The organism is Paenibacillus agri, assembly GCF_013359945.1.
Classification (GTDB): domain Bacteria; phylum Bacillota; class Bacilli; order Paenibacillales; family Paenibacillaceae; genus Paenibacillus_AQ; species Paenibacillus_AQ agri.
On the sequence record NZ_JABWCS010000219.1, the window covers coordinates 1 to 22862 of the forward strand.

General features: G+C 49.8%; 20 protein-coding genes. 14 read left to right on the plus strand and 6 right to left on the minus strand.

What is annotated here, in order from left to right:
• The first annotated feature begins 498 nt into the window (after window positions 1-498).
• A complete protein-coding gene (locus tag HPT30_RS23880; protein WP_175373817.1) occupies window positions 499-2733 on the plus strand; it encodes a class I SAM-dependent methyltransferase in 2235 nt (744 codons plus the stop codon).
• A gap of 50 nt (window positions 2734-2783) precedes the next feature.
• On the plus strand, window positions 2784-3854 hold the full coding sequence (locus HPT30_RS23885) for a DUF1835 domain-containing protein (RefSeq protein WP_175373818.1): 1071 nt from the start codon (window positions 2784-2786) through the stop codon (window positions 3852-3854).
• Between the two features lie 132 nt (window positions 3855-3986).
• On the opposite strand, the gene HPT30_RS23890 is transcribed toward HPT30_RS23885, so the two are convergent.
• Window positions 3987-4829 (minus strand): AraC family transcriptional regulator, encoded by an 843-nt coding sequence (locus HPT30_RS23890; protein ID WP_376767058.1) that lies wholly within the window; start codon window positions 4827-4829, stop codon window positions 3987-3989.
• A 109-nt stretch (window positions 4830-4938) separates the two neighbouring features.
• Between HPT30_RS23890 and HPT30_RS23895 the strand changes: the two genes are divergently transcribed.
• From HPT30_RS23895 to HPT30_RS23930, 8 genes are all read left to right on the plus strand, one after another.
• Complete coding sequence (locus tag HPT30_RS23895; protein ID WP_175373819.1) at window positions 4939-6969, plus strand: beta-galactosidase; 2031 nt, start codon at window positions 4939-4941, stop codon at window positions 6967-6969.
• Window positions 6970-7316: 347 nt separating this feature from the next.
• Window positions 7317-8438: a hypothetical protein gene (locus HPT30_RS23900; RefSeq protein WP_175373820.1), complete on the plus strand. Its 1122-nt coding sequence runs from the start codon at window positions 7317-7319 to the stop codon at window positions 8436-8438.
• 112 nt (window positions 8439-8550) lie between these two features.
• The gene (locus tag HPT30_RS23905; protein ID WP_175373821.1) at window positions 8551-9471 is read left to right on the plus strand and encodes a polyprenyl synthetase family protein; all 921 of its coding nucleotides are present in this window, start codon (window positions 8551-8553) and stop codon (window positions 9469-9471) included.
• Between the two features lie 126 nt (window positions 9472-9597).
• Window positions 9598-9771 (plus strand): competence pheromone ComX, encoded by a 174-nt coding sequence (gene comX / locus HPT30_RS23910; RefSeq protein WP_175373822.1) that lies wholly within the window; start codon window positions 9598-9600, stop codon window positions 9769-9771.
• 34 nt (window positions 9772-9805) lie between these two features.
• Complete coding sequence (locus tag HPT30_RS23915) at window positions 9806-12187, plus strand: ATP-binding protein (protein ID WP_175373823.1); 2382 nt, start codon at window positions 9806-9808, stop codon at window positions 12185-12187.
• The gene (locus tag HPT30_RS23920; RefSeq protein WP_175373824.1) at window positions 12165-12824 is read left to right on the plus strand and encodes a response regulator transcription factor; all 660 of its coding nucleotides are present in this window, start codon (window positions 12165-12167) and stop codon (window positions 12822-12824) included. Before HPT30_RS23915 ends, HPT30_RS23920 begins: the two co-directional genes overlap by 23 nt.
• 122 nt (window positions 12825-12946) lie before the next feature.
• Window positions 12947-13504, plus strand: coding sequence for an SLOG family protein (locus HPT30_RS23925; RefSeq protein WP_175373825.1), 558 nt, complete (start codon window positions 12947-12949; stop codon window positions 13502-13504).
• Window positions 13505-13693: 189 nt separating this feature from the next.
• The gene (locus HPT30_RS23930; protein ID WP_175373826.1) at window positions 13694-14587 is read left to right on the plus strand and encodes a DUF6612 family protein; all 894 of its coding nucleotides are present in this window, start codon (window positions 13694-13696) and stop codon (window positions 14585-14587) included.
• 86 nt (window positions 14588-14673) lie between these two features.
• Here the strand turns inward: HPT30_RS23930 and HPT30_RS23935 are convergent, their stop codons facing one another.
• The 4 genes from HPT30_RS23935 to HPT30_RS23950 all read right to left on the minus strand — a co-directional run bounded on the left by HPT30_RS23935 (window position 14674) and on the right by HPT30_RS23950 (window position 18225).
• Complete coding sequence (locus tag HPT30_RS23935) at window positions 14674-15414, minus strand: hypothetical protein (RefSeq protein WP_175373827.1); 741 nt, start codon at window positions 15412-15414, stop codon at window positions 14674-14676.
• Window positions 15415-15601: 187 nt separating this feature from the next.
• The gene (locus HPT30_RS23940) at window positions 15602-16096 is read right to left on the minus strand and encodes a hypothetical protein (RefSeq protein ID WP_175373828.1); all 495 of its coding nucleotides are present in this window, start codon (window positions 16094-16096) and stop codon (window positions 15602-15604) included.
• A gap of 63 nt (window positions 16097-16159) precedes the next feature.
• Complete coding sequence (locus HPT30_RS23945; protein WP_175373829.1) at window positions 16160-17557, minus strand: sensor histidine kinase; 1398 nt, start codon at window positions 17555-17557, stop codon at window positions 16160-16162.
• Complete coding sequence (locus HPT30_RS23950) at window positions 17545-18225, minus strand: response regulator transcription factor (protein WP_175373830.1); 681 nt, start codon at window positions 18223-18225, stop codon at window positions 17545-17547. The genes HPT30_RS23945 and HPT30_RS23950 overlap by 13 nt, the downstream gene beginning before the upstream one ends.
• A 140-nt stretch (window positions 18226-18365) precedes the next feature.
• Between HPT30_RS23950 and HPT30_RS23955 the strand changes: the two genes are divergently transcribed.
• The 4 genes from HPT30_RS23955 to HPT30_RS23970 all read left to right on the plus strand — a co-directional run bounded on the left by HPT30_RS23955 (window position 18366) and on the right by HPT30_RS23970 (window position 21733).
• Window positions 18366-19088: a YceI family protein gene (locus tag HPT30_RS23955; protein WP_175373831.1), complete on the plus strand. Its 723-nt coding sequence runs from the start codon at window positions 18366-18368 to the stop codon at window positions 19086-19088.
• A gap of 128 nt (window positions 19089-19216) precedes the next feature.
• On the plus strand, window positions 19217-19603 hold the full coding sequence (gene mutT / locus HPT30_RS23960) for an 8-oxo-dGTP diphosphatase MutT (RefSeq protein ID WP_175373832.1): 387 nt from the start codon (window positions 19217-19219) through the stop codon (window positions 19601-19603).
• 80 nt (window positions 19604-19683) lie between these two features.
• A complete protein-coding gene (locus HPT30_RS23965) occupies window positions 19684-20682 on the plus strand; it encodes a Gfo/Idh/MocA family protein (protein ID WP_175373833.1) in 999 nt (332 codons plus the stop codon).
• Window positions 20683-20806: 124 nt separating this feature from the next.
• On the plus strand, window positions 20807-21733 hold the full coding sequence (locus tag HPT30_RS23970; RefSeq protein WP_175373834.1) for an ADP-ribosylglycohydrolase family protein: 927 nt from the start codon (window positions 20807-20809) through the stop codon (window positions 21731-21733).
• 147 nt (window positions 21734-21880) lie between these two features.
• On the opposite strand, the gene nrdF is transcribed toward HPT30_RS23970, so the two are convergent.
• On the minus strand, window positions 21881-22840 hold the full coding sequence (nrdF, locus tag HPT30_RS23975) for a class 1b ribonucleoside-diphosphate reductase subunit beta (protein WP_175373835.1): 960 nt from the start codon (window positions 22838-22840) through the stop codon (window positions 21881-21883).
• Window positions 22841-22862: the final 22 nt, after the last annotated feature.

Here is a 22862-nt window from a genome sequence, read left to right on the forward strand (position 1 = left end):
ACCCACCCACCCACCCACCCACCCACCCACCCACCCACCCACCCACCCACCCACCCACCCACCCACCCACTCACACTTAACATATTTATCTCATGTCATCAGTACCTAAGCCCCGCTGACAATAAGCGTGTCCCGCTAGGGACGAAAGCGTTCATACTTCTAGAGTTCAAGACACTTCAACCCTATCGCTTACGCCAGTTGCTCTTAGCGGGTGTCCAGAGGGTGCAGCCCTTTGGGGCCCTCCCTTAGGAAGGGAGGGTTTGGGAGGGATGGAAGAACAATTTGGATAATTAATAAGAAATGCAGTTAAGGAAGTAATGATATAGAGGAAGAAATGATGATGAAGATGAAGATGAAGTGAAGTTAAACAAAAAATGATGCAAATGAAATGAGTATGTTTAAAGAGACAGGAAAGGTGTTGATGGATAGAGGAGGGTTTGGGTGCCCCAAGAAGGTGTGATAAAATAGCCCCATTATGTAGGGATGAGGGAGGCACTTATGCTGAAATCGCTGGAAGCTATTGAGTTGTATCGCCAAGGCAAGCTGGACAGCTTGAAGGATATCGTCTGGCTGAAGTATATTGCCGAAGCAGAGGAACAGATCGTGAATCTGGAGCGGGTGGATTCGCTGCAGGAGCTACGGAATCATAATCCGGTGCTGCAGTATGTTGAGCGGAGCCTGAAAGTGTTGGATGGATTGGCCGTATCCTACTGGATCAAGGACCTGGTAGAAGAGACCCTTGTCTGGTCAGAAACAGCCAAAGGAGGCACGCTACGTCAGCGCCACCGCTGGCAGGAGGAAGGGATTAATTGCTTTGTGCATAATGTCGGCTCGGCGCAGCTATACCGGCGTCATCTGGCCAGTACGACATGGAGCGATGAAATGGACTCTGTGCCACAGGATCACACCAGGGATATATCCGAGCACAAAACGGCTAATAACCAGGAACCGGAAGGTGAATCGTATAATGAGGGTACCTTTACTTCAGTGGGGAGGATGGCCGATGAACTGAACGGTGCAATGGATATTTACCCGGCCAGATTTACCCTCGTCCATCGCTTGATCGGAACGCACGGATTGATCGGCCAGCAGATTCGTGGTGAGGTTCCGTCATCCGCGAACTTGCCGCTCTATGACATTGTGCAGGAAGGGCTGCTGTCTCCGGAGGAGCTGGAGCGTCTGCTGCTGACACTGAACCAATGTATTATCGGGGCTGTTTCAAAGGATCTGTGGGAGAATGTGCGCTTAGAGGTGCAGGAGCTAATTGCTACGATTTGTTCAGGAATGCTGTATGAGGATTGGTCGATGCAGGAAAGACTGCGCAGAATGCGTTCTGGTCCGATTGCCCGGGGAGAGGATTTCGAAGGAGAATGGCTTCGTTTGGAAAAGGAAGCGTTTTGCACCAGTCGCCTGGAGCTGTTGAAGGATATCACCTTCTGGTATGTCGAGTCGGCCCTGCAGACGTTCTCTTTCGAGCAGTTCGCGAAGATCATGTTGCTGGCAGCGGGCAGTGGAGCAATAGAGACATTGAATCATATTAGCTTTGAACCCGTGATGAACAGCATCTATTACGACTATAAGGGCATCAAGAAGATTAATGTCTACAAGAAGCGGATTATTGAGAAATACCTCACCGGTCTGAAGTGGGAGGAACTGGCGAGTGGCACTGCGGCTTTTGGAAACCCCCATCTCAGCCACTGTCTGTATCGCAAAGCTCATTTACCGGATACGGTTTTCTTTGAATTCAACTTCTCCCCTGCTGCAGAGAAGCTGATCGAATTCTGCATTGAGGCGGAAAAATCAGCACTTTATGAGCGGGCTGTACTTATGCTGTTCGATCTGTTTGAACTGCGCCGGGATGCCTTTGATCGTTTCCATAATGAGGATGTCTATCTCAGCCAAATGAACGGGACGGCCGATTACAAGGCCGTGATTCTGGAACACATCACCGGCAGCAAGGTGCTGGATATCGGTCCAGGCGGTGGTGTGCTGCTGGACTTGCTGGAAGAGCGCATGCCCGGGGTAACCCCGGTGGGGATTGATATCTCCAGCAATGTGATTGAGGCGCTCCAGCAGCGCAAGCAGCGGGAAGGGCGCCGCTGGGAGGTACTGCAGGGCGATGCGCTGAACCTGAAGCATTTTGTCGAAGCCGGATCAGTAGATACGGTTATCTTCTCGTCTATTTTACATGAGTTGTATTCATATGTACCGCTGAATGGTGTCAAGTTTAATCATGATACAGTAGCGGCTGCGCTTCGCAGCGCCTTCGATGTGTTGTCCCCTGGCGGGGCTATCATTATCCGTGATGGTATTATGACTGAACCTGTGACCGACATACGGAGGGTGCGTTTCCTGGAGGCAGACGGAATGAAGTGGCTGGAACGGTACGCCAAAGATTTTCAGGGCCGTATGATCCAATATGAACAATTGGATGAACATGAGGTACATATGCCTGTGAATGATGCTATGGAATTTCTGTATACCTATACTTGGGGAGCAGAAGCTTACGTACATGAGGTGCAGGAGCAATTCGGTTATTTCACACCATCAGCTTATGCCGAATTTATTGGGCGGACTTTAGGTGAGGGGGCCACGATTGAGGTGCTCCGTCATTATTTGCAGGAAGGCTATACCGAGGCATTGCAGGACCGTGTAACCGTCATGGATGAGAATGGAGCAGTTGTAGCGCTACCGGATAGTACTTGCTTTATCGTTATCCGCAAAACTGAATGATTTGGGGTAGTATGCAGGTAGTAAGTACATGTGAAGGGCAGGCTGTGGCATTGGATAAAGTATCGGAGATCTGGAAGGCCGTAGATGGATTGTCTTTAAAAGAAGCCAAGCTGGCACTGAAGCATATTCTATTACAAGCAAATTTGGCGAAGAGTGACGAAGGAATCAAGGCACAGTTGTACGATAATTTAACGCAGCTGCATGACGAACTGATGACACCTAAGCCGGAAATCCAAGTTCGGGAGCCGGACAGTGATGCAAAGAGAGTACACATCGTATTCGGCGAATCCATGGCTGGGAGCTTGAAGCAGGCCTTTAAGGGAATGGGTTTGGTAAATACGGACGTAGTGACTGCGATCCCTGATCTCCTGTCTATTGGGCCAATCACGCATCTTCATGAAGAAACAGGGCAAGAACGAAGGTATCAATGGTTCAACGACCATCTCAATCTCGGTGACAATATGGACGGTAGTGAATTTGGTGAATACTGCCGCGAAAGCCTGAAGGAGATTGCCGATATTCCGGATCAGGCTGAAGTCATGATCTGGAGCAGTAGCAATGCCCACGAGCAGGTAGGGCTGCGCTTTGCTGCTTATCTGCTTAGAGATAAACCAAACAAGGTTTATGTTTGTAATCCGGCTGAGCTCTGTAGCCGAAGATACAACACTGAGAATTATAGGATCGACTACATGCATTCTGGCGAAATTACAGCTGAAAAACTGCAAGCTGTTTATGAAGAAGCTGTGACCAGTCCTGCTTTAAGCACGGAACTCAGGCAGGATCTGGAACAGGAGTGGTTAAGCTTGGCACAACAAACTGAGGTTCTACGGATCTGGATGGACGGACAGATACGCCCTGTCGATGCAGCCTATTTCGATGATTTTATTTTGAAGACCACAGAAGGGTTGCATCGTTCCAGAGGGAATTGTGATTTTATCAAAGCCGCAAGAGTTATCGGGGAAGCTTACGGACATTCTGAACAATACATTGGTGATATATATTATGAATATCGGCTGCGGCATTTAATCTACCGCGGCGAGTTGGAAATTAAAGGCGTACCCAAAGCAATGCGATATTACAGTGTAAGACGCCGGGTATCAGAAGAAGATAGTCCGCATTAAAAAATCCGGCCTCGGAAAGTGAGGCCGGATTTTTTGCAAATGCCAGGGTCACCATTTTGCAAATGCTCGGGTCGCCAGTTTGATGGCCCGGTGGGCCTGATCGGCAGGGCTTGATATCACACACAATGAGACTCAGTGCAGCTTGCGGAATTGATCCGGTGTCGTGCCCGATTGCTTGCGGAAGGTCGCTACGAAATGGCTGACATCGCGGAAGCCGACCCGTTGCGAGATGGTTTTGACGGTCAACTGGCGCTCACTAAGGAGCATCTCCTTGCTCTTGCGCATGCGCAGCCGGACAAAATAAGCATAGGGTGACAGTCCGAAGGTCTGGAGGAACAGACTGTTCAGGTAACGACCGGACACCCCAAGTTGGGTGGACAGCTCCAGCAGTCCGATATCCGGGTTGCCATAGTGGATGTCCATCCATTTTAACAAAGGTTGTAGCTTGTCGAGATTTCGCGAAATGGTGGTGTTGTTATGAAGCTGTCCGTATTTGCTCAGAGTTAAGAGAAAACGGTACGCGTCACTGGAGGCCTCGAGGCCAAACATGTCACCGCCCGCGTCATGGCGGTCCAGCATCTCTTCCAGCATGTACGAGAGTGGAGCTTCACTCTCCCAGCGGTAAAAGGCGTTATCCTCCATCCCGAGTGTCTCCAGGATTTGACGGATAGAATTACCGCTGAACGTCAAATAATAGGTGTGCCAGCTATCGGTAACCCCTTCGTAGCTATGGGGAATATGCGGGAGCAGCAGTACGCCACTGCCTTCTGTCAGGGCGATCGTCTTGTTGTCAAAATGAATCACGCCTTCACCCTGTGAGGTTTGAATCCAATGGTACGTATGGTAGCCATCAGGGCGTACGATTTTCTCCTGATCCGGGTAGTGGCCCATGCTGTCCAGCGAGACCGGCAAATGCTGTCCCCCCTCAGGGGCGAATACAATTCTACGGTGCGTGGCTGCTGCCAAAGCACCCACCTCCTTTAGTTCTATATTATTATACTGATGGTCAGAAATTTTATATTTAAAGGGAGTGATTAACCGTTTACAATAAATATATAATTATACTATAAAGGATGTGCCAAGCATGATCAACGATAAATTGCCGAAGATTTGGTACGGTGGAGACTATAACCCTGAGCAGTGGGACGCCCCGACATGGGCCGAAGATGAGCGTATGTTCAAACTGGCTGGCATTGATGTTGCAACGATAAATGTATTCTCTTGGGCTATGCTTCAACCCGATGAAGATACGTATGATTTCTCTTTCCTCGATGCCCAAATGGATCGTCTATATAAGAGTGGTACGTATGTCTGTCTTGCAACATCCACGGCTGCGCACCCGGCTTGGATGGCACGCAAATACCCTGAAGTTACTCAAGTCGATGTGAAGGGTAGAAAGCGTAAATTCGGCGGACGTCATAATTCTAATATGAATAGCCCTATCTATCGTAAATTTGCTGAACGTCTAGCAAGCAAGCTGGCAGAGCGCTACAAAGATCATCCAGCACTAGTCGCTTGGCATATCAATAATGAGATTAGCAACTACGATTATTCAGAACAATCTGCGGCTGCTTTCCGTGTATGGCTGAAGAAGCGTTATGGCTCCCTTGATGTGGTAAACAAGGTGTGGAATACTCGTTTCTGGGGACATACATTCTACGACTGGGATGAGATTGTTCTCCCTAGTGAGCTGAGTGAAGAATGGGATGGCAATAATACGAACTTCCAGGGCCTCTCCCTTGATTTCCGCAGATTCATGAATGACGCACATCTGGAATGCTATTTGCTTGAATACAATGCGATTAAAAAGCATTGTCCGAATGTACAGATCACTACGAACCTGATGGGCTTCTATCCAGGGCTGAACTACTTCGAATGGGCTGAGCATCTGGATGTGATCTCTTGGGATAACTATCCTGCATTGGATACTCCGGTTAGCTTTACTGCCATGTCGCATGATCTGATGCGTGGACTAAAGAGTGGACAACCGTTCATGCTGATGGAGCAGACGCCAAGCCAGCAGAACTGGCAGCCGTACAACTCCTTGAAGCGCCCGGGCGTAATGCGCTTGTGGAGCTATCAAGCAGTAGCTCACGGCGCGGACACTGTGCTGTTCTTCCAGCTTCGCCGTTCTGTCGGTGCATGTGAGAAGTACCATGGTGCAGTAATTGAGCACGTAGGTCATGAGCACACCCGTGTCTTCCGCGAGACTGCAGAGCTGGGCAGAGAGCTTCAGCTACTGGGCGATGAACTCTTGGATGCGCGCGGCGAAGCTAAGGTCGGTATTCTGTACGACTGGGAAAACCGCTGGGCGGTTGAATTGTCCAGTGGGCCTTCCGTCGGCTTGGATTATGTCAATGAAATTCACAAGTATTATGACGCCCTGTATCAAGAGAACATCGAAGCCGATTTGATCGGTCTCAAGGAAGATTTCTCCAAATACAAAGTGATCATTGCTCCGGTGTTGTACATGCTCAAACCGGGTGTAAAAGAGAAGATCGAAGCTTTCGTGAAAGCAGGTGGTACGTTCGTGACTACCTACTTCAGCGGAATCGTCAACGAGAACGACATTGTTACCTTGGGCGGATATCCGGGTGAACTGCGCAATCTGCTTGGTATTTGGGCTGAAGAGATCGACTCTCTGCTGCCTGAAATGAGTAATGAGATTGTGATGGAGAAGAGCTGGGGCGAGCTGAACGGTTCGTACAAATGTAACCTCCTCTGCGATCTGATTCACGCTGAGGGTGCAGAAGTACTGGCCCGCTATGGTTCCGATTTCTACCAAGGCATGCCGGTATTGACTGCCAACAGCTTTGGTGAAGGTAAAGCTTATTATGTGGCTACCAGCCCGGATGCGGCGTTCCTGCGCGGATTCCTTGGCAACCTGTGCGCGGAACAGAACATTCTTCCACTGGTGAAGGCACCAGAGGGAATCGAATCCGTACAACGGGTGAAAAATGGCGTATCCTATCTGTTCCTGCTGAACCATACGAATGGCGAATTGAGTGCTGACATTGGTTCTACAGAGCGTACCGACTTGCTGACAGGCAACAAAGTCAGTGGTACGGCGGCAATTCCGGCACATGGTGTGCTGATCCTGTCTGACAAGAAGTAAGACAGATTTATACAAGGGCGGCTTCACGGATGCGAATTATCGCATTCCGGCAGCCGTCTTTTTTTGCGGAAAATGTAGATACGCTTGGTCTGATGATATCGGAATGAAGAGTGGGGAGTCTCCAGCAATTGGATGCTGCCCATTTTTTCAGCCAATTTGACTGCACGGAAAGTCGTTTGCTGGTGTCCCAAATGTATAACATGCCTGCATCTTCTTCTCAGCCCCGCAAAAAGTATGTGGTTTTCCTACATCACATATTCGGTGAGAGTCATGCTACAGCTGTGTTAAGGTAAGCGGGTACGGTTTATTAGGACAAAGATCACAGATCGACGGGGGTTGTATGTTAGATGAGTAGAGAGGGCAGCGGTACGGGGATGCGTACGATCAACTGCTATTTATACGATAACGAGGCTATTACATTTTTGCTGCAGGGTGTAATTCGCTTTGTTCAGGCCAGAAGGCTGATGAATGTGATTTTTCAGAGGAGCTGGACACACGGATTCCATATGAAAATAAGCTTTCCCGCCGCTGAAGCGGACAACGGGCTTGAATCTGTTATTCGTCGCCTGGCGGAGCGCTACAGCCGGCCGAGACCGCAGACCGAATACGATGATTACGAGAACATCCTGCACAAATTGGCCCAGTTGGAGGGTTACACCGGACAATACCTTCCGCTACGCATAGATGGCGAAGTGACTGTCGTGGAGGAAAAGGAGTTTCAGCACAAAAATGCTATTGGCAGCTTCAAGATGAATTATGAGATCGAGCTGCTCAAAAGCCAGCTGCTGGTGGACCTGTTCGATACATGGACAGCCCTGTCCGCAGAACGGCAAAATATTGAATGCGCCAAAATCTTTTTGATTAATGTCAATCGCTCTGCGGGAGGATTGAGATACGGATATTTGTCGCTGCGCGCCAATCTGGAATATATTAAAGGTCAGGTGGAGCTGTCTAGCAAGCAAAACGGCGCGGGATGGAATATTTGGGAGAACCTGTTCAGCCGGACTGAAGAAGAGCAGCAGTTTATTCAAGTGGGTTTGCGGCGGTTTGCCGAAGGCAAATATGAGCGGGAATTCATCTTTAGTCGCTTACAGATTTTTATAGATTGCCTGCTTACGATTCTTAATCAGGCGTTCGAGGAAGGGGAGATAACATTTCAGAAACTGCTGGAGGGCAGTGACTTCATCCAGAGGTATGATGCACTCAATGACTTTCACTTGATCTATCATTCACTGGAGGATTTCCAGAAGCATTGCCACGACAGAGGTTTTATCATCTACCGGATGATCGACTCCATCCTGTATTCTCTAATGTCGCTTCTTCAAGTATCGCCTGTCCGGAAGCAGCGGATTTCAGGACTGGTTGCGGAGACCGTGGAGCAAGGTCTGTCTTTGAACTGGCGCGAAGCATATCTGGAGCTCAGCGCGATGCTTATGAACGGAGAGACCAATGAACGAATGGTTCACTAGAGTTCTAAGGAAGATAACTTTACTTTATAAGTAAAACTATGGAATAAAAATACTATATCAGATAAAATAGAGATTATATACTATCTATATAGTTCGATATAGGAGGAATATCGTGGAAGATGGCGCTATGAAGCTGGCAGAAGAGATGGAAGCCCAAGTACTCCGCAGTTTTGCTGAAGACTACCTGTACGAGGCAGCACTAGCCTCCGTAAAGGTAAAGGCGACGGAATCGTTAATGTGTGGGAGAATGACGCTGCTGCATTATCGGATGTTCGGCGGCGTTGGGGATGATATATATCGTGCGGCCGCTGCAGTGGAATTTATGATCCTGGCACTCGATATTATTGACGATATTCAGGACGATGACCACAAGGCTATGCCATGGAATGATTTGCCGAAGAATATTGCGTTAAATCTTGCGATCGCTTTCTTGACGCTCTCCCATGAGACGCTTCTACGCTGCCGTTTTCCCTCCGAACATATTCATAAAGCCGCAATGTACCTGAGCCGCCAGGTGATAACAGCAACCAACGGCCAGACGCTGGATCTGCTGAACAATATCGCCACAGAGGAAGAGTACATCACCATGGTCAAGCAAAAATCGGCTGCACTTTTGGTTTGTGCCTGTATGATCGGCGTGATCCTGGCAACGGGCGATGTTTCCCCTCATGTAGAGGAATACGCAATGGAAATAGGCGTTTCGGCGCAGATCAAGAATGATTTCCGGGACCTTTTGAACTGGGATCATAAAAGTGACTTTCTTCAGCGTAAAAGAACACTTCCGCTCCTGTTCCTGCTCTCCTCGATCAACCAAGAGGACGAGCGTTGGGTGGCTGATTACTTCGAGGGCCGTCTGGAGCTCAGCGATATTCAGCACCGAAGTGAGGAGTTTGCGGTCATTGTGGAACGAACCGGAACATCCATGTACGCTTCCTTCCGGGAGCGGTCCTCCTATTATCATTTTCGCGAGATTCTGGATAGCATGGGGCTGGAGTCCCCCTGGAAACAGGCGCTGATTGCTGCTGCGGAATAGCCCGGGCAATATACCGCAAAGAGGTTTGCGGGAAATACGGGACAGGTTGTCGTTTGAGGATAGAGTCAAACCTGATATATTGGGTTCAGAAAGTGAAGTCTACTATCCTATTAGGAGGAATTTAATATGTTGAAAGAGATGTTTCAGAATATCGTGAAGAACCCACAGGCGCAAGTTCAGTTCCAGAGTGGACAGCTTCAGCTGGCAGGTATGACGTCATGGGAGCGCAAGGCACTGATGGATATTATCCGGAACGAAAAGCCAGGAAATGTTATGCGCACCAACCGCTATTGGTACTAAGAAATAATAACTGCTGTGATGGAGGCTTGTCCCCTTGCCCAGATTGCGCACCAAACTTAAATTAATAACTTTCTTGCTTCCATTGCTGCTGTTGGTACTCTATTTGAGCAATGTTGTGCTGAACCAGCAGAAGATTGGAGTCAGTGTGCGCATAAGCGATCTTGGACAAGTTGTGGTGGCCGAGATTGACGGGGATAGTTGGGCCAACGGCCAGTTACAGCAGGGGGATATTCTCACCGCTATCAATGGCCAGGCAGCGGCTGATTACGAGCTTGTCCAGAAGTATAAAGTGATTGAACGGGCAGAGACGCTTGATGTGATCCGCAAGGGAAATGAGGGGGAAGCCGCAAGGCTTCACTTTATCGTAGAAGGCAGGATATCCAATTGGAGTCTGATCCTTCACCTTGTGTTTCCAAGTGTCTCTTTGCTGTTGTTTCTCGTCTTTTCTTTCCAGGTATATTACAGACAAAAGCATGATCGGGCAGCCAATATCCTAATACTGTTCTTCCTGAGCACTGGTCTGAGTTATTTCAGCTCCACAGCTTCCGGTCTGGTCGATCCGGTAGGCAGAATTACCTTGGGATGGAGCTTTTCCCTGCTGCCGGTTTTCTTCGCTCATTTCATGAGGGAATATCTCGCACGTTATAAGGAGGATTTCATCTCTCTTATTTGCCTAAGAGTGCTATATTTCATGGCTTGTGTGGCGGGAAGCATTGTCACTCTAAGTGCTTTAACCAATTATTCTATGCTTTTAATGGAATCGAAGGTGCTGCTGGTCTTCTTCAGCTCCACGAATGTATGGATTGTCTGCAAGCTGATCGCCAAATATTACAAACACCGTACAGGTGAGCTGCAGGTCCTGTTCAAGTTTACATTGACTGGACATGTGCTTGCTTTTTTACCGTTCTTGCTATTTTACAGCGTACCCGAGCTATGGGGAGTTCCAGTGGTGCCAGCCGAGATTTCGGCCGTGTTTTTATTCGCTATACCGGTAGTGTATTTCTATCTGTTTATGACGCGGCGTCTTTTTGATATTGATTTTGTACTGAACCGTTTTTTGTACTATACGGCAATTTCGTTTATTCCAGCGGTGCTCATTATCGGGCTAATGGTTGGAATTTTGAAGCAATCACAGTATACCTGGCTGAAATGGGTACAGATTTTTCTGGTGGTCTATTTTATTCTGACGGTGTTCCTCTTTGCCAAGGAATTCATAGATTTCCGTTTGCGGCGCAGCTTTCTGAAGGAGTCTTATAATTTTCAGGGCAGCATTGAACGGTTCTCCAAGCAGGTCTCTCGGGTCATGAAGATTTCCGATTTAGAACAGGTGCTGGTACGTGAGATTCGGGCGATTCTTCCGGTGAGGGAACTGGTCTTTCTGAAGCTTACTTATGACCAGGAGACAGGATATCATTCGCTTACGGGGACGGAGCGGCTTAAGCCCGAAATTGTTCGTAGTCTTCAGGAACGGGCTCTGCATCCAGCTGTGGGCGAACTGATTGCGTTGCCGCAAGGCGTAGGTCTTGTCATCGGCCATTACCGTATGACTCATGAGCTGCTATGGATCGATGACAAAGACAATCATACGAGCCTCAATTTGGATGAGCGTACCTGGCTGCAGACGGTTGCGCATTACTGTGGAATTGTCTACGAGAATCTTTATCTGATAGAAGGTCTGATTGAGGATCTTGAGGCACAAATGAAGGATCAGCAGGATGTGCCGTCCTGGGTGCTGCGCCTGATCTTTACCCTCTCGGAGAATGAGCGGAGACGGCTGGCCGCTGATCTGCATGATGCTGCTCTTCAGGATCAGCTGATTTGGTACCGTAAACTGGAAGCACTTATGCTTGATTATCCGATGAAGGACGAACTATGGAAGCAGTTGGAGTTGATCAAGGAAGGGCTACTCGATGTGATTCATCAGATTCGCCAGACCTGTAATGAGCTGCGTCCACCGCTGCTGAACGAGATGGGATTGATTGAAGCTCTGGAGCAGTTGTTCGCAGAGGAACGGCTTCGTTCGAATTATTCGATCTCATTGCAGACGAATATGACGTCGATCGAATTAAATGATTCACAGATTCTCGCGGTCTACCGGATTGTGCAGGAGCTTCTTCGCAACGCAGGCAAGCATGCCCAAGCCACCGATATCCAGATCGAGCTGGAGCAGAGGGGGGAGCAGGTGTTTTTTCATTACAAGGACAATGGACGCGGATTGGAATTGTCCAAACTGCAGGATTCCTTCAGGCATATGGGAATATCGGGGATCAAGGAACGGGTTCGCAGCTTGGACGGAGAGGTTAGCTTTTTCTCCGAATTGAACAAGGGGTTTGAGGTTCGCCTAATGTTCCCGCTGGTGCCGACATCGAGAAATGGGGAGGGAGGAGATTCAGATGATCACCATCTTGCTGGTTGACGATCATCCGTCTGTGTGCGAAGGAACCAAAAATATGATTGAGCAGGACCCTGACATGCAAGTTACGGTTTGTTACACCTCCGTTGAGGCGTTAGAAATGGTAAAAACACAGCAGTTTGATGTTATGCTGTTCGACTTGAACATTCCCGTCATTAGCGGTCTTGAACTGGCCAAACGGATGCTGCAGATCAATCCTGACTATTGTATTCTGATCTATACCGGCTACGAGCTTAGCCCGCATTTTAACCTGTTGGTGGAAGCCGGTGTTTCGGGCATGGTCAGCAAGACTGCAACGCGTGAACAACTACTAAGTGCTATCCGCTGTTCCCTCAGAGGTGAGGCGGTAATTCCTATCCCTCTTCTGCGGCAGCTTCGGCGCAATGAAGTGCGACTGTCGGCCTCCCGGGAGGACCGGCGTCTGGAGGAGGTCTCGATCAATGAACGGGAGCAGGAAATTCTCCAGCAGGTGGCCGGGGGCAGCAGTAACAAGGAGATTGCCGGACGGCTGCTGATGAGTCAGCGAACGGTGGAATATAATTTGACGCGAATCTTTGAGAAGCTGGGAGTCCGATCGCGATCGGAGGCTATTATGGAAGCCAAGCGGCTGGGGCTGATACATACAGGGGATTTCTTATAGAGAGCACTCGTACCCTCCGTGAGGTGGATGCTGGTGCTTCTTTTTATGGGATGACTGTTGGTTTGGATTAGTTAATGTATTATATAATGTTAAGAAAAGCAGCGGAGAGAAAGAGGCAAGGTATGAAAACATTGTTAGTGACAGGCTATCGTGCGCATGAACTCGGGATTTTTGACAACAAGCATCCAGGGATTCCTTATATCAAAAAAGCCCTCGCCGCCAGGCTGCTCCCTCTTGTGGAGGAAGGGCTGGAATGGGTAATCACGCCGGGTCAATATGGTGTCGATCTCTGGGCCTGTGAAGTGGTGCTGGAGTTGAAACGGCAGTATCCGAACCTGAAGCTCGGCATCATTACCGCCCATGCGGCACCGGAGGAGAAGTGGAAGGAAGATAAGCAGAATGAATACCGCCGCATCGTGGCTGGTGCGGATTATTACGGTGCGGTTAGTAACGCTCCCTATGACGGAAGTTGGCAGTTCCGTGCTAGAGATGATCTGCTGTTCCGCAAGAGCGATGGCATTCTTCTGTTCTATGATGAGGAGGCAGCGGAAGGCAGCCCGAAATTCATGAAGGAGAAGGCGCTTAAGCTTCATGCGGAGAGTGATTATGGGTTGTTGTTGATTCATGCGGATGAAATCCAGAATATTGCGGATGAAGAGGCCCGAAGCGAATATGAATAACAGAATATGTGATCAGTTACGTGTATGTTTCTGCCGAGTATATATTATGTTTAATTGGGAGTGAAACGCGAAAAAAATATTTATTTGTTAGAAAATGTTCTTATCTGGGTAATAGCTAACATATAAATAGTTGGCATATGCTTCCATGAGCATTTGTCATATACAAAAACACTCAGGAGGATCATGAACTTGAAGAAATGGACTACTGTATTACTAGGGGCGATTTTAACTATCAGTCTTACCGCATGTGGAAACAATGAGGGAGCCAAGAATACGGCGGGCGCATCTGACCCTGTCGCAACCACAGGATCGAATGAAGTGGCAACAAACGGGGATGCCAAATCGGGAACGCCGACGGTTGAAGAATTGATTCAAAAAACTACCGAAGCCAGCCAAAGTCTCCAGAGCTTCGCGATGGAATCAAAAATTGAGCAAAACATCAAAATGAAGCAGGGCGAAACTTCGCAGGATCAAAAAGTGAAGATGACGATGACATCTGAAATCATTAAAGAGCCTATGCAGATGCATCAGGAGATCCTGATGGACCTGGCGGGCCAGGGTGAGCAGAAGATCGAACAATATATTACGGCAGACGGGATCTATACCCATACTGGGGAAGAATGGATGAAACTGCCGTCCGAGATGACTGCCCAAATGACCGAAATGGTAAAGGAATCGGGTAGCCCGGAGAAACAGCTGGAGCAGTTTAAGTCTATTGCCAAGGATACCAAGATATCTGAAGAAGGAGATACCTATCTGCTAACGGCTGAAGTATCCGGCGATAACGTGAAGGAACTGGCTAAAAGCTATCTGGACCAGGCGAGTAACGGGGATCCGCAAATGACAGCACTGATGGAGCAAATGAACATCAAGAGCATGAAGATTTCGTATGCTGTCGACAAGAAAAGTTACCTGCCTACTAAAACAAATGTAGATATGGTAATGGATATGGAAGCATCCGGCCAGAATATAAGCCTCGACATGAAAATGACCGGGGACCTTTCAAAGCATAATGAGATCAAAGAAATCAAGGTTCCAGACGAAGCGAAGAACGCACAAGAGGTGCAAATACCGGCAGCCTAGTAATCGTTACGCTAGAAAAAAACAGCAAGTCTCCAGAGGATTGGAGGCTTGCTGTTTTGTATTGTGGCAGCTTGTTGCGTGTCTTCTTAGAAACCAAATGGCGACAAGCCCCCGAAGAAGCCTCCGATCGCTCCGGCAATGACAGATGCGATCAGCTTATAGAAGATGTAAGCCGTAATACTATTGGCAATCACTAGCGTGAAGAGGGTGTCGATCGGCCCGGCGGATGTCCTGATAGGATATTGGAAGATGACCGCGTTCAATGCAACAAAGATGAAGAGATACGATAAGAACAGCAAATACATAGAGAATGTAGTCAGACTCAGTGCAAGAAAAATAATAGCAAGCAGTAGAGCGGCTACCGCTGGGATTAGTAGTGTGCCGAACCGTGCTAACAGCAGCTTTGGGTCAAAGCTCACTTTTTCTAGCCGCAGGATCACGTAGCCGGCTCCATACGCAATAGCAAGCCCCAATACAGTCAGCAGTAGCGGCTTCAAAAAGCCGGGGCCAATGGCTGGCGTGATGCTCCATTTTAAGAACCAAGTCAGAAAATAAAGTGAGGATAGAACCGCAACCAGCGACAGCGTAATGAGGGCATGCTGCAATTGTGCTGACCCTACGGATAACATGGTACGGTAAGGACGGGCCAGGGTGCTGGCAAAAAAGCTGTAGTATTGTTTGCTCGCTTGCCTGGCTTGTTGAACACGTTCATCCTGAAGCAGTGTGTTCCATTGCTCGGTAACCGAGCTCTGCTTCTGGGATGGTTCCTGATCTGGTCTCTGGCTTTCGGGATTATTGAACGGTGCTCCACCTTCCGGATTATTCATGGATGTACCTCCTTCTTGAACTGGAAATTCGACTATTTCGTTAAGTATATGATGATCTGCCTGATTATTTCATGTTGAATATTCAGTTATACGCAAGCCATCCTTCAGTAAAAAAGCCTGCGAGCTCTAACAGCATAAAGCTGTGGGCTTGCAGGCTTTTTCCTAAAGGGATCGCTGTCGAACAGGTTTATCCGTTCGACGGAGCAAATCCTTCTTCTACCAAGTACTCTTCCGCTTCATCCACCGTTTCAAAGGCCATTTCCAAGTTGAGATCCGCATAGAGATACCACAAATCATCTTCCAGTCTCAGTGTAAGGGTATGACCTTCATCGTTCACCCAACGGGTCTCTTCGCCCGAAGGAGCTTTCTTCTTGCGCTTGTTGACCACTGGAGCTTCCGGCTTGCTGATGGACAAAGAGGCGATCGAGGCATCTAGCAGGGTGCGCAGTTCGTCCTCCGAGAAGTCGCGGATGTTAACCAGGCCCTTGTTGTCCGTCTCATATCCGCGCAGCAGTCCTCCATAGACAAAGCCATTACCGTTCGGATGCAAGTGATAGGCCACTGTTTTCTTCTCATGCCGGCTTTCTTCGTAATGATAATTCACGCGCCCGAGCGATACATTGTTGCGCTGGAGCTGCGGGTAGGAATCAAGAATATCCAATTTCTGTTCAAATGTCAGCATCTATAAGCCTCCGGTTTCATTGTGCAAGTGATTATACCATGACTGGCCTGTAGCAGACTACTTCTAACGCCCGAGCGGCAGTTCTAGCAGGAAGGTACTGCCTTGCTCCGAGCTCTCCAGCAGGTCTAGACTACCGCCCATGGACTCGGCCAACAGGCGGCTGAAGGTGAGGCCGAGACCTAGTCCGCGGACGATGCTGTTCTTCTCCCGGCTGCGGACAAAGGCTTCGAACACCTGGGATTGCATGTCAGGCGCGATACCCGTACCATTGTCCGTCACGATGATTCGGGCGGTGCCCTCCGGCTGCTCCCTTAGCTCCAGGGTCAGCTGAAGCTTCCGACCGGTCTCCCCGGCTTGTACGCTATTGTTCAGCAGATTCACAATAATCTGCTGGATGCGTAGCGGGTCTCCCAGCAAGTACAAGGGATGAGCCGGTAATATCAACATCGGCTCACAGACCTCTTCCGCTTGCGTCAGCTTCCATTGATACACAACCTCGGAGAGCAGGGGACTGGCCGCAATCCGGTTATGGCGAATCGGAATGATGCCGGCAGTCATCGCATTATAATCTAGCAGATCTTCGACCATACGTTGCAGCTTGTCAGCCTCCAATAGGGCAATATCCAGAAATTCCTCGGCTTCCTCGTTCTCAACGACACCTTCTCTTACCGCATGAATAAGCCCCTTGAAGGAAGTGACCGGGGTCTTCAGTTCATGGGAGACCCCGGCCAGCATAAAAGCCCGGGACTCCTCAAACTGTTGAAGCTTGCCAGCCATGTTCTGGAACGACACGATCAACTCGTTGATTTCCCGCTCCTTGGCACTCTTCTGAAGCTTGATATTGTATTCTCCACCGCTGATCTGGACTGCGGCGGCAGCAACGGTCTGGACCGGCTTGGCCAGCTTACGGGACAGGAGGTAGATGGTCAGCCAGCTTAGGATGATCAGGAACACTTGAAGCAGTCCGAAGAAGAGGACCTCATTTCGTGGAATATACTTGAGTGACCGCACCGACTGCAGGACAAATACTTTGCCCAGCACACCCTCTGAACCGATAATCGGTGCTGAGGCCGCCTTGTATTCCGGGCTCCGGGCATTGCTCAGACTCTCATTAAGCTCCAGGCGCATGCGTTCCTCGCTCATCGCCGGATTGGAGAATAGCAGTTGACCATCTTGATCTAGGATAATGATACACATATCCGTATTCAGCTTGAAGAACTGCTTTCGATTATTAAACAAATCCCTGAGCCGAGGGGAAATGTCGATGGAGTCATCCTTGGCACTAAGGTCGGCAAATTCCTGTGCGAGCAGTGCAATGGTCTGCATTCGATTCTCCATAGCCTCCTGCCGAATCCACCAGAACGTGGCAGCTGTGGTGATCAGCAGGCCAATGCTGATAATCAGCAGATAACGGATGGTCCAATAGTGCAGGATTGAGGTACCTTTATTCAGTTTGTCCATAGCTGATACCCCGTACCACGCAAGGTGCGGATTTCCCCTTCGCTGGCAGGCCAGTGCGACAGGGCCTGTCTGACCCGCTTGATCGACAGATCCACGGCGCGGTCGCTTCCGTCATAATCCATTTCCCACACATGCTCTAGCAGTTGGTCCCTGGTGCAGATTTGATTCGGCCGTTCGGCGAGGAATAGCAGTACTGACATGTCGCGGGGACTGAGACTGACCTCAGCTCCGTTAAGGAAGACGCTTCGGGCGCTATAGTCAATGAACAGACTGCCAAAATGCCGTTTGCGGCTGCCATCGGACCACTGGGAAGGACGGCGCAGCACAGCCTTGACTCTGGCTACGACCTCCTCGGGAATAAACGGTTTGGACATATAGTCATCCGCTCCGCCGTTCAACCCGGCGAGCCGGTCCTTAATGCCGCCCCTGGCCGTTAGCATAATGACAGGGCAGCTGCTTTTGGCGCGGATATGGGTCAACAGCTCGAAGCCATCCATGTTTGGCATCATCACATCCAAGAGAATCAGAGATGGGGGATTTAGGGTAAAGGACTCCAGCGCCGTGCGTCCATCGGACGCCCGGGTGACGCTGAAGCCTGCTTTTCGCAAATAAGCGCTGAGAACACGAGAGATGGCCTCTTCGTCCTCTACAATCAGAATGGACTGCATGATCAGAGCCTCCTTCTAAAAAGTACACCAATCTTATCATAATCGTGCTGGCGCTGCTTTGACTTCTTCCCGACATATTCCTTTGTTAGAATGAGGACTGGCCTTATAGATACAAGGAATTTGGGATGGAGGGAAGTATAATGAAGAAGAAATCGTTACTGATTCTTGTGGGCGTTGTTATTGTCGCCGGAAGTATTACAGGGTACACCCTGCTGAACAAGTCCCTGGGCAATAAGATCGCAATCGAGTCAGTTATCCCGGCTACAGGGCAAAACAACTCTAATAGCGGATCGGGAACCGCGGAAGCAGCGCAGGGACAAGCCCCAGGGGCGGCAGTTACAGCAGAGCAATTAAACGGCGAATGGAAGATTGCCGACACATCAAAGGTATACTGGTCGGTGACTACTTCACAGGAAACCGTTAATTTTGTGGATAAGAAGGTACAGGGCAGTTGGAACGTGAATCTGGATGACAACACAGCTATGACTGGACAGGGCACTGTGGATATGAATGCCTTGGATTCCGGCAACGCGCAGCGAGACGAGCATGTTAAATCCGGGGATTTCCTGTCGGTTGCAGAGCATCCGGAGTCTACTTTTACAGTGAAGTCATTCTCGAAGCTTCCGGCTGAATGGAGTGAGGGCAAGCCTGTCCCGGTTGAGATGAAGGGAACCCTTACGGTAAAAGGAATTGAAAAAGACGTTACCTTCCAGACACAGGCCGTATACAGCAAAGGACAGCTTCTGTTGTCGGGAACAACTACAGTTACTTTTGGCGATTTCGGCCTAAGTAATCCGCATACCATTGTGCTGAGTACTGAAAATAATCTGGACGTGCGTTTGGAGCTTGTACTGAACAAATAACATAAGACGTATAAACAAAGGACGTTTTCCGGCCCGCGCGGCATTGGAAAGCGTCCTTTATTTGCGCGCAATGGTATACTCTCTTTAGAGAGCTGATGCGTATCTGGGAATTCAGGGAGGGTTAAGCCGTGATCGAAGTTGCAGCGGCCATTATTTATGATGAGACAGGAAAGATACTGATAGCTAGAAGGCGTGAGGGCAAGTCACAAGGGGGACTGTGGGAATTCCCCGGCGGTAAGCTGGAGGCAGGCGAAAGTGTACAGGATTGTCTAATCCGTGAGCTGCAGGAAGAAATGGGGATCGAAATCCGTCCCTATGCTGCCTTTGGGGTGAATGAGCACAGCTATGGGAGCGTACATCTTACATTAATTGCTTGGAAGGCGAAGTATGTGAATGGTACGATCACCTTAACGGATCATGATGAGTACCGCTGGGTTCAGCCAGGAGAACTGGGGGTATATACTTTTGCGGCGGCAGATATCCCATTTGTGGAACGGCTTATGCGCAACGACTGATGGAGATCTTTTTTACTTAGGAACAACGGTTTGATAGAATCATAGGTATCTAGGAAAAAGACATCAAAGGAGAGACGCCAATGTCTAACGATAACGCTTACACGATAAAATGGGGAATTATCAGCACCGGCTCAATCGCCAGCCAATTTGTCTCGGATCTCATACACGCTAGTAACGGTGTCGCTCATGCCGTAGGATCGCGTAGCCAGGAAAGCGCCGATGAGTTTGCCCAAAAGCACGGCATTCCGCATGCCTACGCTACCTATGAGGAATTGGTTAACGATCCAGCGGTGGATGCTGTGTATATCGGTACTCCGCATCCGTTCCATAAGGACAATGCGCTGCTGGCACTGCGTGCAGGTAAGGCGGTACTCTGCGAGAAGCCGTTTACTGTGAATAGGGCAGAGCTGGAAGAGCTAATCTCCTATGCCCGGGAGCAGAAGCTGTTTCTTATGGAGGCGATGTGGAGCCGTTTCCTTCCGGTTCATGCCAAGATTCGGGAGTGGATTGCAGAAGGGAGAATCGGTGAAGTACGTCTGGTTAAAGGCGATCTGGGCTTCCGTGCCGACTGGAATCCATCCAGCCGCCTGCTGGATCCCAAGCTTGGCGGGGGTGGGCTACTCGATGTCGGCATCTATCCGATTTCCCTGGCTTCGATGATCTTCGGGCCGCATCCGGAACATATTCAAAGCACCGTCCATATCGGTGAGACAGGCGTGGATGAACATTTCTCGCTGCTGCTCTCCTATGGGGACGGCAAAGCGGCGTCCATAAACGGGGGCGTCCGATTGAAAATGCTGGAACAGGCCTATATCTTCGGCACAGAAGGCTATATTGTCATTCCCGACACATTGGTCAATCCGAGATCTGTCGAGCTGTATATCAATGATGTACAAGTGGAGACATTCAAGGACGAGCGTGTCTCCCACGGTTATGCCTTTGAGGCCGAGGAAGTCGGACGCTGCCTGGCGGAGGGGCTGACGGAAAGCCCGATCCTGCCGCTAGAAGAGTCGCTGGCGATTATAAAACTGCTGGATGATATCCGCGCCCAGTGGGGCCTCAAATATCCGGGCGAATAATCAAGCGGGAGCGTAATCTTAAACATCCCTTGGGGCAGCGATTTGTGTCGCCTCCGAGGGGTGTTGTTGTATATAGCCCATAAAAAATAATAGATCATCATAAGATTGCACAAGGAGGGGGAGCATGATAGATAAAATGGACCGTTATCTAGGTTGCCTGACTGGCTTGGCGGTGGGAGATGCGCTGGGAACAACAGTGGAGTTCAAACCGCCGGGAAGCTTCGAGCCGATGAAGGATATGGTCGGCGGCGGGGTTTTTAAACTAAAGGCGGGTCAGTGGACCGATGACACCTCGATGGCTCTCTGTCTGGCAGAGAGCTTGCTAGAGAAGGGCGGCTTTGATCCTGGAGATCAGATGGATCGATACGTAAGATGGTTCCGGGAAGGGCATCTCAGCAGCACGGGTGAATGCTTCGATATTGGCAATGCCACGCGTGCGGCATTGCTTCATTATGAGGCCACAGGCGAAGCCTTTAGTGGCTCGGTGGATCCTTCATCAGCCGGAAACGGACCAATCATGCGGCTGGCCCCGGCTGTGATGTACTACGCAGAGCGGCCGGAGGAAGCGATATCGTATGCAGCGATCAGCGCAAGAACGACACACCAGGCCCAAGCCTGTCTGCATGCGTGCCGCCTGATGGCTGCCATCCTTGCGGGGGCGCTCAGTGGGTGGAGCAAGCAGGAGATGCTAGCTCCTGAAGCATACCGGGATTGGCTGGAGGAGGGTTCATTGGCACCCGCAATAGAGGAAATCCTGCAAGGCTCATACCAAACCAAGGAACCGCCGTCTATCGAAGGATCCGGTTATGTGGTGAAATCATTAGAAGCAGCCTTGTGGGCCTTCCATCGCTCCACAAGCTTCGCCGAGGGTGCACTGCTCGCAGTGAATTTGGGCGATGATGCCGACACTACCGGCGCCGTCTATGGACAGATTGCCGGAGCCTACTATGGGCTCTCGGGCATTCCTGCAGCGTGGCGAGACAAGCTCGCCATGCGTGAGGTCATCACAGACTATGCCGAAAGGCTGTACCGCGAGCGTGCCTGGGGATAGGCGTGGAGGCCGAGCGAATGGGCGGCGATCTAGCGGCTGCGGGCGACCATAGCACTCGCATTCAAGTAATACTTCATCTGCCACGCACAACAAAACAGCCAGACCCCTTACGGGGCCTGGCTGTTTATGTTTAATCAGGATTATAACTTAAAACAGGAAGTCTTCGTCTTTCAAAGGCTCAACGTTCATCGCACGAACGTAGCCGTTGCCTTTTTTGGAGAAGAAATCATGCTGCTTCGTATGGGTGCTAATCCCGTTCTGGACAATCGGGTTGATCTCTTCTTCATCGAAGAGCGGATCATGTCCGAGATTCATCATCGCCTTGTTGGCATTGTAGCGCAAGAAGGTCTTTACCTCATCTACAAGCCCGATGGAGGCGTAAATCTCTTCGGTGTATTTTTCCTCGTTCGCGTGCAGGAATCTTACCAAACCTACAAGGGTTTGGTGCAGATCACGTTGCTCGTCTTCCTCCAGCTCCTCGTAAATCTCCTGGGCCAGCACGCCAACGTATACGCCGTGAATGCTCTCGTCGCGCAGGATCAGGTCGATGATTTCGCCGCTGCAGGTCATTTTGCCTTGACCAGCCAGATAAAGCGGATAGAAGAAGCCGCTATAGAACAGGTAGCTCTCCAGCAGCACGGAGGCCGCCATGGCGAGGTACAAGTCTTTTTTCGATTCGATAGCCTTGTAATATTGGGAGATGGTCTCTGCCTTGGTCTGGAGGCGGGGATTCTCTTCCACCCAGCGGAAGACGGAATCAATCTCTTCAGTGCTCGCCAGGGTTGTGAAAATGCTGCTGTACGACTTGGCGTGAATCTGTTCCATCATCCCCATGAAGCCCAGCACCGCTTTGCGTTGCAGGCCGTCCACATGCTCCATAATCTGCGGCATACCCACGCCGCCCTGTACGGTATCGAGCAGAGTCAGACCGCCCAGTACCTTCATGTAGGCATCCTTCTCCAGCTCGCTGAGAGTCAGCCAGGACATTTTATCATCGGAAAGCGGAATTTCGTCATCGGTCCAGAATTGCATAATATTCTGATTCCAGAACATCAGGGTGAAATCATCGTCCGGTCGGTTCCAGTTTACGGCTTGGATAGCGCTCATATTTTGTAATCTCCTTTTCTGT

Coding starts and splice junctions, on each gene's coding strand:
- HPT30_RS23880 (WP_175373817.1), top strand. CDS start 499: ATGCTGAAATCGCTGGAAGCTATTGAGTTGTATCGCCAAGGCAAGCTG.
- HPT30_RS23895 (WP_175373819.1), top strand. CDS start 4,939: ATGATCAACGATAAATTGCCGAAGATTTGGTACGGTGGAGACTATAAC.
- HPT30_RS23900 (WP_175373820.1), top strand. CDS start 7,317: ATGAGTAGAGAGGGCAGCGGTACGGGGATGCGTACGATCAACTGCTAT.
- comX (WP_175373822.1), top strand. CDS start 9,598: ATGTTGAAAGAGATGTTTCAGAATATCGTGAAGAACCCACAGGCGCAA.
- HPT30_RS23920 (WP_175373824.1), top strand. CDS start 12,165: ATGATCACCATCTTGCTGGTTGACGATCATCCGTCTGTGTGCGAAGGA.
- HPT30_RS23925 (WP_175373825.1), top strand. CDS start 12,947: ATGAAAACATTGTTAGTGACAGGCTATCGTGCGCATGAACTCGGGATT.
- HPT30_RS23935 (WP_175373827.1), bottom strand. CDS start 15,414: ATGAATAATCCGGAAGGTGGAGCACCGTTCAATAATCCCGAAAGCCAG.
- HPT30_RS23940 (WP_175373828.1), bottom strand. CDS start 16,096: ATGCTGACATTTGAACAGAAATTGGATATTCTTGATTCCTACCCGCAG.
- HPT30_RS23945 (WP_175373829.1), bottom strand. CDS start 17,557: ATGGACAAACTGAATAAAGGTACCTCAATCCTGCACTATTGGACCATC.
- HPT30_RS23950 (WP_175373830.1), bottom strand. CDS start 18,225: ATGCAGTCCATTCTGATTGTAGAGGACGAAGAGGCCATCTCTCGTGTT.
- HPT30_RS23955 (WP_175373831.1), top strand. CDS start 18,366: ATGAAGAAGAAATCGTTACTGATTCTTGTGGGCGTTGTTATTGTCGCC.
- HPT30_RS23965 (WP_175373833.1), top strand. CDS start 19,684: ATGTCTAACGATAACGCTTACACGATAAAATGGGGAATTATCAGCACC.
- HPT30_RS23970 (WP_175373834.1), top strand. CDS start 20,807: ATGATAGATAAAATGGACCGTTATCTAGGTTGCCTGACTGGCTTGGCG.
- nrdF (WP_175373835.1), bottom strand. CDS start 22,840: ATGAGCGCTATCCAAGCCGTAAACTGGAACCGACCGGACGATGATTTC.